The 16,475-nt window shown below is 68.8% G+C and carries 16 protein-coding genes and 1 other RNA gene; 12 read left to right on the forward strand and 5 right to left on the reverse strand.

Annotated elements, in window-relative coordinates:
* Nucleotides 1–103 precede the first annotated feature (103 nt).
* On the forward strand, nucleotides 104–484 hold the full coding sequence (locus ACIQCS_RS06520) for a M67 family metallopeptidase (protein ID WP_345851218.1): 381 nt from the start codon (nucleotides 104–106) through the stop codon (nucleotides 482–484).
* Between the two features lie 4 nt (nucleotides 485–488).
* Here the strand turns inward: ACIQCS_RS06520 and ACIQCS_RS06525 are convergent, their stop codons facing one another.
* From ACIQCS_RS06525 to ACIQCS_RS06535, 3 genes are all read right to left on the reverse strand, one after another.
* A complete protein-coding gene (locus ACIQCS_RS06525) occupies nucleotides 489–941 on the reverse strand; it encodes a hypothetical protein (protein WP_345851219.1) in 453 nt (150 codons plus the stop codon).
* Nucleotides 942–1,101: 160 nt separating this feature from the next.
* A complete protein-coding gene (locus ACIQCS_RS06530; protein WP_401530367.1) occupies nucleotides 1,102–2,610 on the reverse strand; it encodes a PQQ-dependent sugar dehydrogenase in 1,509 nt (502 codons plus the stop codon).
* Between the two features lie 72 nt (nucleotides 2,611–2,682).
* Nucleotides 2,683–4,668 carry an ATP-binding protein gene (locus ACIQCS_RS06535; protein ID WP_345851221.1) on the reverse strand — a complete coding sequence of 662 codons (1,986 nt, stop codon included), beginning with the start codon at nucleotides 4,666–4,668 and terminating at the stop codon, nucleotides 2,683–2,685.
* A gap of 151 nt (nucleotides 4,669–4,819) precedes the next feature.
* On the opposite strand from ACIQCS_RS06535, the gene ACIQCS_RS06540 reads away from it, so the two are divergent.
* Entirely contained in the window at nucleotides 4,820–4,966 is a 147-nt protein-coding gene (locus ACIQCS_RS06540; RefSeq protein WP_345852085.1) for a lmo0937 family membrane protein, read from the forward strand.
* Here the strand turns inward: ACIQCS_RS06540 and ACIQCS_RS06545 are convergent.
* Complete coding sequence (locus ACIQCS_RS06545; protein WP_345851223.1) at nucleotides 4,944–6,254, reverse strand: serine hydrolase domain-containing protein; 1,311 nt, start codon at nucleotides 6,252–6,254, stop codon at nucleotides 4,944–4,946. The two genes, ACIQCS_RS06540 and ACIQCS_RS06545, sit on opposite strands and share 23 nt — an antisense overlap.
* A gap of 115 nt (nucleotides 6,255–6,369) precedes the next feature.
* Here ACIQCS_RS06545 and ACIQCS_RS06550 point away from each other — a divergent pair, with 115 nt between their 5' ends.
* Entirely contained in the window at nucleotides 6,370–7,014 is a 645-nt protein-coding gene (locus ACIQCS_RS06550; RefSeq protein ID WP_086129092.1) for a histidine phosphotransferase family protein, read from the forward strand.
* 63 nt (nucleotides 7,015–7,077) lie between these two features.
* Here the strand turns inward: ACIQCS_RS06550 and ACIQCS_RS06555 are convergent, their stop codons facing one another.
* Complete coding sequence (locus ACIQCS_RS06555) at nucleotides 7,078–8,436, reverse strand: glycosyl hydrolase family 28-related protein (protein WP_345851226.1); 1,359 nt, start codon at nucleotides 8,434–8,436, stop codon at nucleotides 7,078–7,080.
* 186 nt (nucleotides 8,437–8,622) lie between these two features.
* On the opposite strand from ACIQCS_RS06555, the gene ACIQCS_RS06560 reads away from it, so the two are divergent.
* The 9 genes from ACIQCS_RS06560 to rnpB all read left to right on the forward strand — a co-directional run bounded on the left by ACIQCS_RS06560 (nucleotide 8,623) and on the right by rnpB (nucleotide 16,440).
* The gene (locus ACIQCS_RS06560; protein WP_345851228.1) at nucleotides 8,623–9,714 is read left to right on the forward strand and encodes a serine hydrolase domain-containing protein; all 1,092 of its coding nucleotides are present in this window, start codon (nucleotides 8,623–8,625) and stop codon (nucleotides 9,712–9,714) included.
* Between the two features lie 58 nt (nucleotides 9,715–9,772).
* Complete coding sequence (locus ACIQCS_RS06565) at nucleotides 9,773–12,097, forward strand: chemotaxis protein CheW (protein WP_345851230.1); 2,325 nt, start codon at nucleotides 9,773–9,775, stop codon at nucleotides 12,095–12,097.
* Nucleotides 12,097–12,522, forward strand: coding sequence for a chemotaxis protein CheW (locus ACIQCS_RS06570; RefSeq protein WP_345851231.1), 426 nt, complete (start codon nucleotides 12,097–12,099; stop codon nucleotides 12,520–12,522). The genes ACIQCS_RS06565 and ACIQCS_RS06570 overlap by 1 nt, the downstream gene beginning before the upstream one ends.
* Before the next feature lie 80 nt (nucleotides 12,523–12,602).
* Nucleotides 12,603–12,968: a response regulator gene (locus tag ACIQCS_RS06575; RefSeq protein WP_086129096.1), complete on the forward strand. Its 366-nt coding sequence runs from the start codon at nucleotides 12,603–12,605 to the stop codon at nucleotides 12,966–12,968.
* Between the two features lie 130 nt (nucleotides 12,969–13,098).
* Nucleotides 13,099–14,082, forward strand: coding sequence for a chemotaxis protein CheB (locus ACIQCS_RS06580; RefSeq protein ID WP_401530508.1), 984 nt, complete (start codon nucleotides 13,099–13,101; stop codon nucleotides 14,080–14,082).
* Nucleotides 14,079–14,924 (forward strand): protein-glutamate O-methyltransferase CheR, encoded by an 846-nt coding sequence (locus ACIQCS_RS06585; protein WP_345851236.1) that lies wholly within the window; start codon nucleotides 14,079–14,081, stop codon nucleotides 14,922–14,924. Before ACIQCS_RS06580 ends, ACIQCS_RS06585 begins: the two co-directional genes overlap by 4 nt.
* A 32-nt stretch (nucleotides 14,925–14,956) precedes the next feature.
* Nucleotides 14,957–15,658: an N-acetylmuramoyl-L-alanine amidase gene (locus ACIQCS_RS06590; RefSeq protein WP_345851237.1), complete on the forward strand. Its 702-nt coding sequence runs from the start codon at nucleotides 14,957–14,959 to the stop codon at nucleotides 15,656–15,658.
* Nucleotides 15,659–15,754: 96 nt separating this feature from the next.
* The gene (locus ACIQCS_RS06595) at nucleotides 15,755–16,033 is read left to right on the forward strand and encodes a hypothetical protein (RefSeq protein ID WP_345851239.1); all 279 of its coding nucleotides are present in this window, start codon (nucleotides 15,755–15,757) and stop codon (nucleotides 16,031–16,033) included.
* Nucleotides 16,034–16,073: 40 nt separating this feature from the next.
* Nucleotides 16,074–16,440: RNase P RNA component class A (rnpB, locus tag ACIQCS_RS06600), an RNA gene on the forward strand.
* The last annotated feature ends 35 nt before the right edge of the window (nucleotides 16,441–16,475 follow it).

A 16,475-nucleotide genomic window follows, 5' to 3' on the forward strand; every position in this document is an offset into this window, starting at 1 on the left:
GGCCTCGCCCACCCCGATCGCGTCCTGGCGTGCAAAGCTCCGCCCCGGATGACGAGCGCCGGGCCATGTCCTATCGTGGACGCCGATGCACCTTCGAATTCCCATGGCCGTGCTCGATGCGATCCGACGGGAAGCCGTCCTTGCCGCGCCGCTTGAGGCGTGTGGATTGCTGTTCGGTTGGGACAGCGCAATCACCAGCTATCAAGCTGTTGAAAATGTGGACGAAGCGCCGGATAGGCATTTCGAGATCGATCCTGCCGCGCTGTTCGCAGCGCTTCGAGCCGAGCGCGGGGGTGGGCCGAAGCTTCAGGGCTATTGGCATTCGCATCCGAGCGGCGACGCGGCCCCATCGGTCACCGATGCGGCGATGGCTGCCCCCGACGGCAAGCTCTGGCTGATCGTCGGGGGCGATACCGTCACCGCCTGGCGCGCCGTGGAGGGGGGAGCGCTCCACGGGCGCTTCGATCCGGTCGCGATCGACTGACCGCTCAGTTGCCGGGGGCCGGGGTGGCCGGCGCCGCGGGCTGTCCCGACGGCGGGGGCGGCGGCGGGCCGAAGCGGCGATGCGGGCCATTGGGGCCGCCCGGGCCTTCGCGGCCGGGCCCGAAGCCGGGGCCGCGATGCGGTCCGCCATGCTGCCAGCCATGGCGATGGCGGCGGTGCATGCGTTCCTCGAACCGGCCGAAGCGCAGTTCCTGGCGCGAGATCTTGCCGTCCTTGTTGACGTCGAAGCGATCGAAGCGCGCGGCGGCGGCCTTCATCCACTCGTCGCGGCTGATCATGCCGTCCTTGTTGGCGTCCATCGGATTGTGATGAGGGCGACGCGCGGTCTGGGCCGTGGGTGCCGCCTGGTCCTGCTGCGCCGGGGCGGCCATTGCGGCGCCTCCGCCGAACGTGATCGCGCCAGCAGCGAGCAGCGCGGCGAGCTTGAGTCTCTTCATGCCTTTTCTCCGCCCCAGTGACGTCTGGGTGGGGAAAGGGATAGGCGGCACCTGTCGCGAAGGTTTCTCGGCCGGGGGGCGAAATTGTCGCAACTTGTCGGCTCGGCGGCACCCGCGGCGCCGCGCGAGCGGGGCTCATTGCCCCGCCCGCCGGTCCGCCCTAGGGCGCGCTGAGTGCGTAATAGAGGCCGGAATCGTCGGTCAGGGTCAGGGTGGAAGAGCCGACGATCGAGACCAGATTCTCGAGCGGATGCCCCCTTGAGAACAGCAATTCCTCGGTCCGGGTGAGGTCGGCGCCGGTAAGATGGCCGAGCAGGAGCCTGGCGGCCGGTATCATCCACAGCTTCCCGCTGGTGTCGCCGAAGACATATTGATCGCGAATGGCCGCGGCGCTGCCGGTATAGATCGCGCCCGATACGATCCGGTTCGACTGCACGGGGCCGGTGCCGTGCTCCAGCTCGATCGCCGGTGCGCGCAGCCCCGCCGGCTCGCCCGTCTGGCGGACCAGGCTGCCCTCGCGATAGGGCCAGCCGAAATTCACGTTCGATTCGCCGGCGAGCAGGACGTTGATCTCCTCGCGCGCGCTTTCGCCGCGATCGCCGAGGATGATGTTGCCGTTGGCATCCATGCTGAACCGGTCGGGGCTGCGCAGCCCGAGCGCCGCGAGCATGCCGCCGGTCGCGGGCGCGCCGAAATTGCGATCCGCATCGGCCGGATAGTCATCCTTGTAGGGATCGATCCGCCAGATCTTGCCGAAGGGCGAATTGGGATCCTGCGCGCGGCTCGAATCGGTGCCGTCGCCGAACATGATGTAGAGATAGCCGTCGCGGCCGAACTGCGCCCAGCCGCCGAGATTGCGCGTGGCGGTATTGGGGATTCGCCAGATCGGCGGGCGGCCCGGGATGGGCCGGATCGAAGTCCTGGTGGAAGGCAGGATCGTGTCGAGAATCGCGGCCCATACGACCATCAGATCGCCGTTCGCCGCAGTATAGACGATAACGGTATAGCGGTCGGTGGCAAGGCCCGCCCAGTCCGGGGCGCGCGGCGCCGGGGCCCAGCCGAGCAATCCGCGCTCCTCCTGATAGGAGAAGTCGGAAGTGCCGACGCCGCCACTGACGAGGCTGTTGCACAGCCGCGCGTCATAACGGGCGTTGGCATAATCATAGCACCGGTAAGCCCCGACATCTTCGGCGATGGCGCCCGCGGTGAGGCGATCGACGCCGGTGAAGGGCCGGCCCATCACCTTGAGCGAATAGCCCGACGGCCCGATATCGGTGACAGTGACGGTGAGCAGCAGCTTCACGTTGTTCGTGCCGTCCGAAGCGGTGATCTCGACCTGGTAGACATTGTCGTGATTGAGGTCGGCCGGGGCTTCGTAATCGGGGGGCGTCTTGAACGACAGATTGGCGCCGGTGAGCGTGAAGAGCGAGACGTCGTCGCCGCCGGTCAACGAGAAGGTGACCGGCGCGCCCTCCGGGTCGGTGGCGGTGGCGGTATAGATGGTGCCGCTGGTGTTCTCGGGCACGCTGACGGCGGCGGCCGAGGTGAAGCTGGGCGGCTGGTTCACCGGAGCGGGCGTGGGGGTCGGGGAGGGGGTCGAGCCGCCATTGCCGCCGCTGCAGGATGCTAGCAAGGCCGCACTCAAGGACGCCAGAAACAGGTTCCGCATGATTCCCCCTCTTTCCCGGCGGATATACCGGGTACCGCAGACGGGTGGAAGCGGGGTTCGGCAATTTCGCCGTCAGTCTTTCGCCAGGTCCTCGCGATCCAGGGTCGGCAGGGTGAAGGTGAAGATGGCGCCGCCGCCGGGGGCGTTCTCGGCGGAGAAGACGCCGCCGTGCAGCTCGATGATGCGCTTCGAGATCGACAGGCCGATGCCCATGCCCTCGCTCGTCCGGCTGGCGGAGAAGCGCTGGAAGAGGCGAGCGAGCGTCTCGGGCGGAAGGCCGGGGCCATTGTCGCGGCAGCGCAGCTCGACCATGGGGCCGTCGGCCTGCCGGGCGGTGACCCAGATGCGCGGATCCCGCTGCCCGCTCGCGCGCAACGCTTCCACGGCATTGCGCATCAGGTTGACCAGCACCTGCTGGATCTGGATGCGGTCGACAAAGGCGCACAGGCCGTCCGGCGCGACGTCGCAGTCGATCTGGGCGGCGAGGCGGCTCGATCCGACCAGCACGAGCCGGGCCGCGTCCTCGATCATCGGGCGGAGCGGCTCCACGCTCCGCTCGGTGTCGTTGCGCTCGGTGAAGCTGCGCACGCGGCGGATGATCTCGCCGGCCTGCATAACTTGCTCGCGGGCATGGTCCACCATCTCGGTGCCCGGGCCCTCGGCCCCGGTGCTCCGTGCGAGCATGGCGGCGGCCGATAGATAGTTGGCGGCAGCGGTGAGCGGCTGGTTGAGCTCATGCGCGAGATCGGCCGCGGCTTCGCCCATCGCGCTCTGGCGCGCGAGATGGGCAAGCTCGGCGTTGAGCTGGGCGACCTGATCCTCGACGCCGAACTGCGCCGACATGTCGCGCACGAAGATGGTCAGGCACGCCATGTCCTCCGCCTGCACCCGGCCGGCGCGCGCCTCGAGCGGGAAGAGCGAGCCGTCGCTGCGCAGCCCGACGGCGCTGAGCGGCTCGGCGTTCCATGGATCCAGCTCGCGCTCGCGCAGGTCCGCCAGTTCCTGGCGGGTGCGCTCGGCATGCGCCGGCGGCGAGAGGAGAGTGACCGTCTCGCCGACGACCTGCCCGGCGCGATAGCCCCACAGGCGCTCGGCGGCGGGGCTGAAGTCGAGGATCGTGCCTTCCTCGTCGATCAGGATCACGGCGTCGGGCACCATCATCAGCACCGCGCTCAGCTTCGCCTCGCGGATCGCCAGCGCCCGGCGCTGCGCGTCGGCATGGCCGATCGCGCGCATCAGCACGCCCGCCAGGATCACGACATTGGCGGCAAGCACGACGAACTGGGCCGCGCCGAAGCCGAGCAGGTCCGCCTGATAGGCCGCGAAGCCGAGCAGCGAGGGGATGGCGGGCAGGATGATGACCGCCGGCGCCAGCCGCACCAGCAGGTGCCATCCGCGCTCATTGGGCTCGTGCCGCATCGCGTAGAGGATGAGCCCTGCGGCAGGGAGCAGGGCGAGCGCGCTCGAGATCGCCGAGCGCCCGAGAAAGGCTGGCGAGATGCCGCCCGGCTCGCTGACGAGCGCAGTCGTCGCCAGCAGGGTGAGCGCCACCGTTCCGCTCGCCAGGATGATGCCGATGACGCGGTAGATCCGGCGATCCACGGTGACGGCAAGCGCGGCGAGCCCGCCTAGCGCCTGCACCGCCACCGTGCCGCCCGGGCTGAGGCCGTCGTTGCGCACGCCCAGGCGCTGCACCGCCTCGAAGAAGAACAGGCGCTCGATGGCGATGGCGCCGGTGAGATACTGGAAGGTGATCAGGCTGAGCAGTATCGCCGCCGGGGCGACGGCGAGGCGCGCCAGCCGCGCATGGCCGCTGACCGCGAGGAACGCCGCCAGGGTCACGCTGCAGCCGTTGATCGCGCTGAGCGGGGCGACGGCATAATGGGAATCGCCGAAGCCCCGCAGCACCGGCAGGTCCAGCAGCCAGCCGAGCAGCGGCAGCGACAGGACGATGCAGCCGATCCCGGTCATCCATTGCGGCAGGGCGGCCGCGCCGGGACCGGGCCGGGCCGGGTCCGGAATCGTCCTGTTCTCCCTGTCTGCGGCCCTGCTAGTCATGGATCGTTCCAGGTACCGGGCCACCGCCTGCCCGGCCGCATTGTAGCAGCAAGCGGCGCGGGGTGCGTAATCCGGAAAAACCGCAGGTCGCCGGGGAACGTTTCGACGGCGCAACCCGTTGACGGACGAACGCTAAATGGAGAGCATGCAGATGCTTTGGACCATCGTCGTCGTCCTGCTGATCCTCTGGCTGCTGGGCTTCACCTTCCACGTTGCCGGCGGGATCATTCACCTTCTCCTGGTGATTGCCGTCGTGGTCGGCCTGATCCAGCTCTTCACCGGGCGGAAAGTGGTCTAGGGTCCTCGGGCGCTTCGTCGCCGGCCGGCCCCAGATAGGCGTCGCCATAGACTGCGCGGCGGAAGTCGCGGTGCAGCGTCGCCTGGAAGGGCTTGGTCTGGACGAAGAGCACTGCGGCGAGCCGGTTCGCCGGATCGACCCAGAACAGCGTCGAGGCCGCACCGTCCCAGAAGAACTCGCCGACCGTGCCGCGATTCTCGTCGGGCGTCCTCGCCCGGCCGGTGCGCACCGCGAAATCGATGCCGAAGCCGACATTGCCCTTGCCCGGCAGCCAGGACCTGTCGGCGATGCGCGGATCGAGCTGATCGGTCGCCATCAGCCGCACGGTGGCAGGCCGCAGGACGCGCACGCCGTCCAGGCTTCCCTGGCCCAGCAGCATGCGGGCGAAGCGCATATAGTCGTCGATCGGCGCGACGATGCCGGCACCGCCCATCGTCATCGCCGGCCGGGGGAAGTTGCGCGCGCGGGTCACCGCGTCGGGCTCGCGGACCAGCTTGCCGTCCGCGCCGAGCACATAGGTGGCGGCGAACCGGTCGAGCCGCTCCATCGGCTGGGTCCAGCCCGCCTGCTTCATGCCGAGCGGTTCGAGGACGTGCTCGCGGACATATTCCTCGAACTTCCGGCCCGAGAGCCGCTCGACCAGCAGCGCCTGCACGTCCACTGCCGAGCTGTATCGCCACGCGCTGCCGGGATCGAAGAGCAGCGGCACATGGGCGAGGCGGCGGCCGAATTCGCTCAGGTCGTGATCCAGGCCGAGCGGATCGGCGGCGGCGAAGGCCTTCTCCGCCGCGCTCGGCCCGTCGCCATAGGCGAAGCCGGCGGTGTGGCGCAGCACGTCGCGGATCGTCACCGGGCGGCTCGCGGGGCGCCAGAGCGGCCGCCCCGCGGCGTCGGTGCCGTCCTGCACCAGCATGGTCGCGAATTCGGGGAGGTAGCGGGACAGGGGATCGTCGAGGCCGAACCGGCCTTGCTCCCATAGCTGCATCAGCGCGACCCCGGTGACCGGCTTGGTCATCGAATAGATCTGGACGAGCGTGTCGCGCCGCATCGGCCGGCTTGCTTCGCGATCGGCCAGGCCGGCGCCGCCGAAATAGGCTTCGCGCCCGTCCTTCCACACCAGCGCCGAGACGCCGGCCGCGCGGCCGCTCGCCACCATGTCGGCCAGCGCGCGATCGATGCGGGCCTTGTCGATGCGGAGATCCGTGCCGGCGGCGGCCCGTTCCTGCGCCGGTGCGGGCAGGGGGGCGGCCAGCAGCAGGGCGGCGAGCAGGGGCAGGGCCGATCGCATGGTCTCTCCCGTGTTTTCCGGGAATGGTAGCGTTGCCCGGATGGCGCGTACAGGCGCGCTTGCAGCATGGCGCGCCCTGCGCCAAAGAGGCTGCACCTGCGGGGGAGCAAGCATCTTGAACATCAGCCCGACCGATTTCGCCAGCCTGCTCTGCTCGCGGCTCTGCCACGATTTGCTGAGCCCGGTGGGCGCGCTCAACAACGGGCTGGAGCTGCTCGCCGACGAGCATGATCCCGAGATGCGCGCCCGCTGCCTGGAGCTGCTCAACGAGAGCGCCAAGGCGAGCGCCAACAAGCTGAAGTTCTTCCGCCTGGCCTTTGGCGCGGCGGGCGGTTTCGGCGAGACGGTCGACACGCGCGAGGCGCAGGCGGCGATCGAGGGGCTGTTCGGCGAGAACCACCGCGTCAATGTCGGCTGGATGGTCGAGGACCCGGTGCTGCCCAAACAGGCGATCAAGGTGCTGATGAACCTGGCGCTGATCGGCGGCGATGCGCTGATCCGCGGCGGCCAGCTCGATATCGGCGCCGAGATCGTCGACGGCCAGATCGAGATCGTGGTGCGCGCCGACGGCCCGCGCATCGTGCTCGACCCCGAGCTGCGCGGCGCGCTGGCCGGCGGCAAGGACGACATGCCGATCACGCCGCGCGCGGCGGCGGCCTATCTGATCCACGCGCTGGTCACCCAGGGCGGCGGCATGCTCCAGGTAAGCCCGCCCGATGCCGAGGTCCTGCTGTTCGGGGCGTCGTTCCGGGTGGGGTGAGCGCGGGGCCGAACGGCTGCTTCCCCGGTGTTTCCGGGAAGGCAGCCGTCGCCGAGCGCCGGGCTAGTTTTCGTAGATTACCACGCCGCGAAAGTTGACTGTGGCACCAGCGGCGAACGCCGCGTTGTCGGCCTTTCGCGCATATAGCTTGCCATCGGTGAACGCGGCGAGGACGCCGGGAGCGTACGCCGGGCCGCTGCCGCTGTCTTCCATCACGAACCCGAAGCACACGGCCGACTGGGCCGGAGTGAGCCCGGGCGGCAGCGTCGCCACCACCGCCGTCGGCGGAGCCGTCGATGCCAGGACCACGGTGAAATCGAGCTGGAGCATCGTCTTGGCACCCTCCAATCGGTAGTCGGCGATCGCGACGGTGGAGGATGCGATGCCCGCCGGGCCTGCGCCGGGGACGCTGAACGTCGGCGTCCAGGACCTGAAGCCGGCGGAGCCGCTCGATGCGCATTTGTTGTCCGGGTCATGCACGACGCTGTCGAACAGCATGCCGCGGATCACCTGCCATTCGTTGATCTCGCCAAAGGCTCCGTTCTCGATTGAGATCGCGCCGTTCACGGCCGAGTAGATCGTCGGGTTGGTGATGACGAAGCCCTGCACGGCCGGGCCGTTCATGTGCACCGCCTTGGCGGAGTTGGTGTCGGTCGAGAAGCGGGGGTTGCGCAGCGTGGCATGGATGACCGCGCCGGCGCGGGGCGTGCCGTCGCCCGCCACGAACTGGTAGCGATCCGGATGCGAGAAATAGTTCTTCTCCCACCAGCAGCTGTCGAAGACGATCTGGTCCAGATTGCCCTGGTCGCGAGGCGCGAGCAGCGTGCCTTCCAGGGCGGAGCTTTCGAAATCGCAATTGGTGAACAGGATGTTCCACCCGTCGACCAGCTTGGCGCCATGGGTGCACGCATCGGCGAACACGCATGAATCGAAATGAAGCGTCGTCGGAAACAGGTCCACGACCTGCTCGACATGCAGGTTCAGCGTATTGCATTGCGCGGTCAGCTTGCGAATGGTCGATTTGAGCAGGTCGCCGACCCGCACGCCGACCGCATCGGTTCCCTTGAAGTTCAAGACCCGGACGCCGTCCGCCTGCACCGCGCTGGAGGCCTGCCCCAGGAACAGGCCGATAGCGCCTGAGGTAAGCGATCCGTCGATCTGGAACGATGCCAGCTTTGCGGGATAGTGCTCACCCCCGGCGATCGATAGCCCGATGGCGACGCCGGCCCTGGGCTTGAGGATCGCGCAATATTCGCTCTCGCCGATGATCTGCGCGCAGACCGGTGGATCGAGCTGATCGTGGAGATAGCACCCCTTGGGGATGTAGATGCTCCGCCCGACCTGCGAGAAGGCCGTATTGAGGGCAGCGGTGTCGTTCGTCGTGCCGTCGCCCAGCGCGCCGAAATCCTTGACCGAAATCATTCGTAATTCTCCTTTGAGCGGCACCTTGGGCGGTGTCCGAGGTTCCGAACCGAATCGGAACAAAAAGGGAACTATCTGGCGGGATCCTACAATTCCAGCGTCGGGAGCGAGGCATGCTAACCGTCTTGCTTGAATGATACACTGGCGCATGCCATCGTCGGAAGATCATCCTGTCGGAGCCTGCCCGTGAAGCGACTTGCACTGCTCGCTGCAATCCTGCTGGGGGCCGGCACGGCGCCGGCTGCCGCGCAATCCTATCATGACATCGCCGATGCCTCCGCTGAGGCCGACGGGTTCAACGGCGTGATGCTGGTCGGCAAGGGCGGCCGGATTGCGGCGGTCGAAGGATTCGGGCGCGCCGATGCCGCGAACGGCGTGCCGATGCTGCCGAACACGCGCTTCGAGACCGGATCGGTGTCCAAATGGATCGCCTCGATCGTGATCCTCAAGCTGGTGGACCAGGGCAAGCTCGATCTCGACGCGCCGATCAGCCGCTACCTGCCCGATTATCGCGCCGACACCGGCGCCAGGCTTACGTTGCGGCGCCTGATGAGCCATTCGAGCGGCGTGCCCAACCAGATCCTGGCGGCGCGCAAGGATCCGGCGACGCGCGGCATCGAGCTGGACCAGATGGAAGCAGTGCGACGCTATGCCAGTGGCGACCTGGCCTTCGCGCCCGGCACCGCCTGGGACTATTCGCATTCCAACTGGCTGATCGCCAAGGCGATCGTGGAGCGCGTATCCGGCAGGTCCTATGCGGCGCTGGTCGATCGGCTGCTGGTAAAACCGCTGGGGCTGAAGGACAGCGGCGTCTATCGCGGCGATTCCGGCGCGGTGAAGGGCATGGCGCAGGGCTATGCCGGGCTCGATCCCGAGCCGGTGCGCAAGCCCAATCCGGTGCCCGATTTCATGGCGATGGCGGGCGGCTATTACACCAGCGCGCCCGACCTGATGACGCTGATGAACGCAGTGCTGGACGGCAAGCTGCTCAGCCCCGCCTCGCGCCGGGCGCTGACGACCACGCTGATGCCGGACCAGCATTATGCGCTGGGCGGCCGGGTGCGCGTGGAGCCGATCGGGGGCCGGGAGCGCGCGGCGGCATGGGAGGATGGCTCGAACGGCGGCTTCCGGATGCTCGCCCGCCGCGTGCTCGCCGACGGGCATACGGTGATCGTGTTCACCAATGCGAGCTTCGATTACCAGAAGCTGGGGGACCTTGGCACGGCGCTGCTCGATGCGAGCTATGCGGACGGCGCGCGGCAATCGCCCGAGCACTAACGCCCTTTTAACCACCCATCCCGCACAACTGCCCCGCAAATTTGCTTTCCGGGGCCCCATGGACGACCTGCTGCAGGAATTCATCGCCGAGACGCGTGAGACGCTCGAAGCGCTTTCGGGCGAGATCGTCGCGTGGGAGGCGCATCCCGCGGACCGCGCCCGCCTCGATGCCATTTTCCGCTTCGTGCACACGGTGAAGGGAAGCTGCGGCTTTCTCGACCTGCCGCGCCTCGGCCGGCTCAGCCACGCCGCCGAGGACGTGCTGGCGCAGGTGCGCGAGGGCAGGCGCGCGCCCGATCGCGGGCTGGTCAACGCCGTGCTCGCGGTGGTCGACCGGATCGGTGAGCTGGTGGAGGCGATCGAATCGGGCACGAGCCTGGACGACAGCGGCGACGACCTGCTGGTCGCCGCGCTGGCCGAAGGCGCCGGGGAGATCGCCCATGCCGGCCCCATCGTCAGCCGCGCGCCCGCGCGCAGCGTGCGCCTGAACGTCGACCTGCTCGACCGGATGATGTCCGGCATGTCGGACATGGTGCTCGCGCGCAATGAACTCGCGCGCCGGCTGCGCAACGGCGAGATCGATCCTGCCATCGAGGCCGCGCTCGAGCGCCTGTCGCTCACCGTGGGCGAGATGCGCGACACGGTGACGCGCACCCGCATGCAGAAGATCGACGCGCTCTTCTCCGCGCTGCCGCGCATGGTGCGCGACACGGCGGCGGGGCTGGGCAAGTCGGTGATGCTCCAGGTCGACGGCTCGGACGTCGAGCTCGACCGCGAGATGATCGAGGTGATGCGCGATCCGCTGGTCCATATCATCCGCAACTCGATCGACCATGGCATCGAGACGCCGGCCGAGCGCCGCGCCGGCGGCAAGCGCGAGAATGGCCGGCTGTCGGTCTCCGCGCGCCAGTCGGGCAATCAGATCATCATCGAGATCGCGGACGATGGCCGCGGCATCGATACCGAGCGGCTGATCCAGAAGCTTGCCGCCAATGGCCGCGACGAGGCCAAGCTGCGCGGCCTTTCGGCCCGCGCCAAGCTCGACCTGGTATTCGAGCCGGGGCTTTCGTCCAGGGACGTGGTGACTGAGATTTCGGGCCGCGGCGTGGGCATGGACGTGGTGCGCGCCGCGATCGAGCAGATCGGCGGCCGCGTCGAGCTGGACAGCACGCCGGGCAAGGGCCTGCGCATCGCCATCCATGTGCCGCTGACGCTCTCGATCATCTCGACGATCGTGGTGGGAGTGGACGGCCAGCGCTTCGCGATTCCGCGCCAGTCGATCGAGGAGATCGTGACCGAGCGCGGCGAGGCGATCCGCATCGACCTGGTCGGCGGCTCCCCGGTCGCGACCGTGCGCGAGCGCCGGATGCCGCTGATCCATCTTGCCGACATGCTGGGCCTGCCCGCCGCCGTGCCGCGCGACGAGGGCTGCCAGATGCTGGCCATCGTCAGCGTGAGCGAGGGCAGCTATGCGCTCGCGGTCGACACGGTGCTCGACAATGAGGAACTGGTGATCAAGCCGGCCTCGCCCGCGGTGATGTCGACCGGCCTCTATGCCGGCCAGACGCTGCCGGATTCGGGCCTGCCGATGCTGCTGCTCGACTGCGCCGGCATGGCCAAGGCCGCGAGCCTGGATTTCAGCCGCGACGGCCAGCAGATCTTCGAGGAGGAAGAGGAAGCCGAAGTCGCCCCGGGGCTGCCCGCCTTGCTGTTCCGCGACCTGGACGGCGTGCGCCGTGCAGTGCCGCTGGCCGCGGTCGATCGGGTGGAGCAAGTCGATGCCGGCAATGTCCGCTTCGCCGCGGGCCGCTTCCGCGTGACGATCGACGACCGCATCCTGCCGCTCGCCGCGCATGGCGACCTGAACGGGCTGGAGCGGATCAACGTGCTGCGGCTCAAGGACGGCACCAACGAAGTGAGCTACGCGATCGAGGAAGCTGCCGACATCGTGATGCTGCCCGAGGAGATCGCGCCGGCCCGCGAGCCGGGGCCGATCGCCGGCGTGGTGCTGGTGGACGGCGAGCAGATCGAACTGGTCGACATGCTGTGGATATTCGACGAGCATGCCGAGCGTGAAGTGGAGGACAGCCCGCCGCTCTGCCTGATCGCGGGCGACGACGATGGCTGGATGGCGTCGTTCGTCAAACCGCTGCTGGAGGCATCGGGCTACCGCGTCGCGCTGCGCCTGGCGCCGGGCGAGACGCCGGCCGTCGTGCTCTCCACCGAGGAGAATCAGGGCGCTTCGGGCGGGCCCGCGCCGGTCGTGCGGCTGCGCAAGAAGCGCGCCGCGGGCGGCTCGGGCGACGACAGCGTCTATAGATATGATCGTGCGGGATTGCTTTCCGCGCTCGAAGCCCGGGTTTCCGGCAAGGCAGGCCGCTGATGTCGCATCTCTATCTCATCGCCCAGATCGCCGGGCGCGCCGTGGCGATCGATTCCGAGCAGGTGGAATCGGTGGTCGATATCGGCGAGGTGACGGCGGTGCCGCGCGCCTCGGCGCATGTCCGCGGGCTTGCCGCGCTGCGCAGCCGCGTGGTGACGGTGGTCGACACCCAGTCGGCGCTCGGCATGGCGGGCGGCAGCCCGGCGCGCCGCGCGGTGATCACCCATGTCGAGGGGCATCATTATGCGATGCTGGTCGACGCGCTCGACGATGTCGCGCCGTTCGAGCTGCTGCCGCTCGCGCAGGGCGTCACGCTCGATCCCGCCTGGCGCGGGGCGGGGCGGGGAATCGTTGAGCGCGACGGGGAGCCGATCCTCGCGATCGACCTTGCCAGCCTCGTCCCCGGCCATGCCGGGCTGAATTAATCTCGCGATTAACGTGGCGCTTACGCCTTTCGTGCACTGTCCACTCCACCTAGAGCGCTGAAAGCGGGGAACAGGGGAAAATGAAGACTTGTCTGGTCGTCGACGATTCCAAGGTGATCCGGAAGGTCGCCCGGCACATCCTGGAAACGCTCGACTTCGAAGTGCGCGAGGCCGGTGACGGCCGCGAGGCGCTCGACTCCTGCCTGCAGACGCCGCCGGACGTGATCCTGCTCGACTGGAACATGCCCGTGATGAGCGGCATGGATTTCCTGCGCGCGCTGAAGGATTCGGGGCTGCCGCAGCGCCCCAAGGTGGTGTTCTGCACCACCGAGAACGGCATGGCCTATATCCGCGCCGCCATCGAGGCGGGCGCCGACGAATATGTCATGAAGCCGTTCGACCGCGAGACGCTGGAAAGCAAGCTGCAGATCGTCGGCGTCGCCTGAGCGGCGCATGAGGGAGCCACAAGTGGCGCAGGCATCTCTTGCGGACACCGGATACGGCGGCACTCCCGCCGGGCCGGCGCAGGTGCTGATCGTCGACGATTCGGTCGTCGCGCGGTCGGTGCTGGGGCGGATGGTGGAAGGCACGCGCCGTTTCCGCGTCGCGGCCGCCTATAGCGACGTGCGCGCGGCGCTCGACTATCTCAAGACGCACAGCGTCGACATCATCCTGCTCGATATCGAGATGCCGGGAATCGACGGCATCACCGCGCTGCCCGATGTGATCGCGGCGGGGCGGGGCGCCAAGGTGCTGATCGTGTCCTCGGCGGCCGAGCAGGGTGCGGCGGTGACCGTGCAGGCGCTGGCGCTGGGGGCGGCGGACACGCTGGTGAAGCCCGGCATCGGCGCGTTCGGCGGCCGCTTCGCCGAGGTGCTGGAGGAGCGGCTTTCCCGCCTGCTCGAAGCCCAGGCCCATGCCCATGCGCAGCCCGAGCCGGCGGCACCGCATCCGCAATATCAGTTTCCCGCCCAGGCGCCCGAGGGCTTCGACCTTGTTGCGATCGGCGCGTCGACGGGCGGCATCCATGCGCTCAGCCAGTTGCTGCGCGCGATCCCGGCGAGCTTCCAGGTGCCGATCCTGGTGACACAGCACCTGCCGGTCTCGTTCATGAGCTATTTCGCCACCCAGCTCGCCGTGCTCGGCGGCCGGCCTTGCGAAGTCGCGGCCGACCGGATGCGCATCCGGCCCGGCCGGATCATCGTGGCTCCCGGCGACGCCCATATGCGCGTGGTCCGCACTTCCGACGGCGCGGCGATCCGCCTGACCCATGAGAAGGCGCCGAGCGGCTGCATGCCCTCGGTCGATCCGATGTTCGAGAGCGTCGCCGAAGTGTTCGGCGGCCGCGCGCTGGGCGTGGTGCTGAGCGGCATGGGCCGCGACGGCTGCGAGGGCGCCAGGGACCTGATCGATGCCGGCGCGCGGGTGCTGGCGCAGGATCGGGCCAGCTCGGTGGTGTGGGGCATGCCCGGCGCGGTCGCCAATGCCGGGCGGGCGAGCGCGATATTGCCGCCGGACGAGATCGGGCGGCTGATCGCCCGCGGCGGAGGCGGGGCATGATCCCGGGCTCCACGCCGATCGCCTCGGCAGGCGCGATGAACATGATTGCGGCACTGCTCGAGCAGCGCGCCGGCCAGCAGATCGCCGCGAACCGCACCTGGCGGATCGAGACGGCGCTGAAGCCGATCCTGCGCGCGCGCGGGCTGGCCAGCCTCGACGAACTGGTGGCGCAGTTGATCGCGGCACGGACCGGGGAACTGGCGGACCTGGTGGTCGATGCGCTGCTCAACCAGGAGACCAGCTTCTTCCGCGACGCCGCCGTGCTCGACATGATCGTGGACGCGGCGGAGGCGATGCAGGCCGAGGCGGGTAGCCGCCGGCTGCGCATCTGGTCCGCCGGCTGCTCGACCGGGCAGGAGCCGCTGAGCCTCGCCATGCTTTTTTCCGAACGCGGCCTGCCCGATCCCGAGATCGTGGCGACCGACGTCTCCCCCGCGGCCCTGGCGCGGGCGCGAAGCGGGCGCTTCTCGCAGTTCGAGATCCAGCGCGGCCTGCCCGTGCTCCGGATGATGACCTGGTTCGACACGGTGGGCGCCGATTGGGCCGCCAAGCCCGAGCTGGTGCGCAAGCTCCAGTTCCGCCAGCACAACCTGACCCTCGATCCTGCCCCGGCGGGCATGTTCGACATCATCCTGTGCCGCAACGTGATGCTCTATTTCTCACTCGCGGTGCGCCGCAAGGTGTTCGACAGCCTGGCTTCGGCGATGCGGCCCGGCGGGTTGCTGGCGCTGGGGGCGGGGGAGACGGTGATCGGCCAGACCGATCATTTCGTGCCTTGCGAGCGCTATCGCGGCTTCTATCGTCCGGTCGACACGCCGGGAACGTTGCGCGCGGCGGGTTGATCGCGGCGGCCCTGCGCGGCTAGCCTCGCGCGATGCACAACGGCCTGGCCTTTCTCGACGCGCCCTCGCCCAATTTCGACGAGCGGGCGCTGCCGGTCACGATGATCGTGCTGCACTATACCGGCATGGAGAGCGCCGCCGCGGCGCTCGACCGGCTGCGCGATCCCGCGGCGAAGGTCTCCGCTCATTATCTGGTCGATGAGGATGGCACGATCCACCGGCTGGTGCCCGAGCAGAAGCGCGCCTGGCATGCCGGCCGCTCGCACTGGCGCGGGATCACCGATGTGAATTCCGCCTCGGTCGGCATCGAGATCGTCAATCCCGGCCATGAGCATGGCTATCGCCCGTTCCCGGCCGAGCAGATGGGGGCGCTGATCCCGCTCGTCGCCGAGGTGAAGGCGCGCTACGGCATCACGCGCGGCAACGTCGTCGGCCATTCGGACGTGGCGCCGGCGCGCAAGCAGGACCCGGGCGAGCTGTTCAACTGGCACGCGCTCGCCCGCCTGCGCCTGGCGCTGCCGCGGCCCACGAAGAACCTGATGGATCCAGGCTGGCCCGATGCCGGCTTCATCATGGCGCTCGAGCGTTTCGGCTATGACGTGATCGACGAGCAGGCCGCGGTCATCGCCTTTCAGCGCCGCTTCCGGCCCGAGATGATCGACGGCGAGATCGACATGGAATGCCGCTGCCTGCTGCTCGCGCTGCTCCTGCCCAAGCCCCAGGGCGACGATTAGTTACGCAGGCGTGCACCATTTTCATGCAGACTATTGCAAGTATAGGATGATCTATAGGAAGGCGGAGGTGGTTACGCCTTGAGCAGCAATATCGGCTTGACGTCCCTGGGCCCGGTCCAGGCCTATCTTTCCGGCGTCGCCCGCGCCGACGCGCGCGGGGGCGTGCCCGCTTCCGTCAATATCCCCACCGTGAGCGAGGCGACCGAGGCCGTGCAGCGGATCGCGCGGGTGCGCGGCGCCGACGGCGTGACCGGCCTGGGATCGGACTATCGCAAGATCGCGCTGGCATCGGGTCTGAACGTTACCTGGCGGGTCGAGGTGATGGCCTGGGGCACCGCCGTGCTGCGTGCCGCCGAACCGGGCAAAACATCCTGAACCCTTGCAGTCGCGCGCGGCTTCGCTAGAGCGGTCCTCGCCAGAGGGTCGGGCGGCCGCGGGTGCGCAAGCACGCGAGGAAAGTCCGGGCTCCACGGAAACACGGTGCCGGGTAATGCCCGGCGGGGGCGACCCCAGGGAAAGTGCCACAGAGAGCAGACCGCCTACCTCCTGCAAGGAGCGGCAAGGGTGAAAGGGTGCGGCAAGAGCGCACCGCGCGACCGGTAACGGAAGCGGCACGGCAAACCCCACCGGGAGCAAGACCGAATAGGGGCGGCGCATGGGCCTGGTTCCGGCCCGTCGCCCGGGTTGGTTGCTGGAGCGGCGGAGCGATCCGTCGCCTAGAGGAATGGTCGCACATCGCCGTCAGGCGAGGACAGAACCCGGCTTATAGACCCTCTGGCATTTCACTTTACGGAGCGCCATCGCGCTTGCGCCGACC

Origin of the sequence: Sphingomonas sp. NPDC092440, assembly GCF_044754985.1 — a bacterium.
In the GTDB taxonomy this organism is placed as follows: domain Bacteria; phylum Pseudomonadota; class Alphaproteobacteria; order Sphingomonadales; family Sphingomonadaceae; genus Sphingomonas.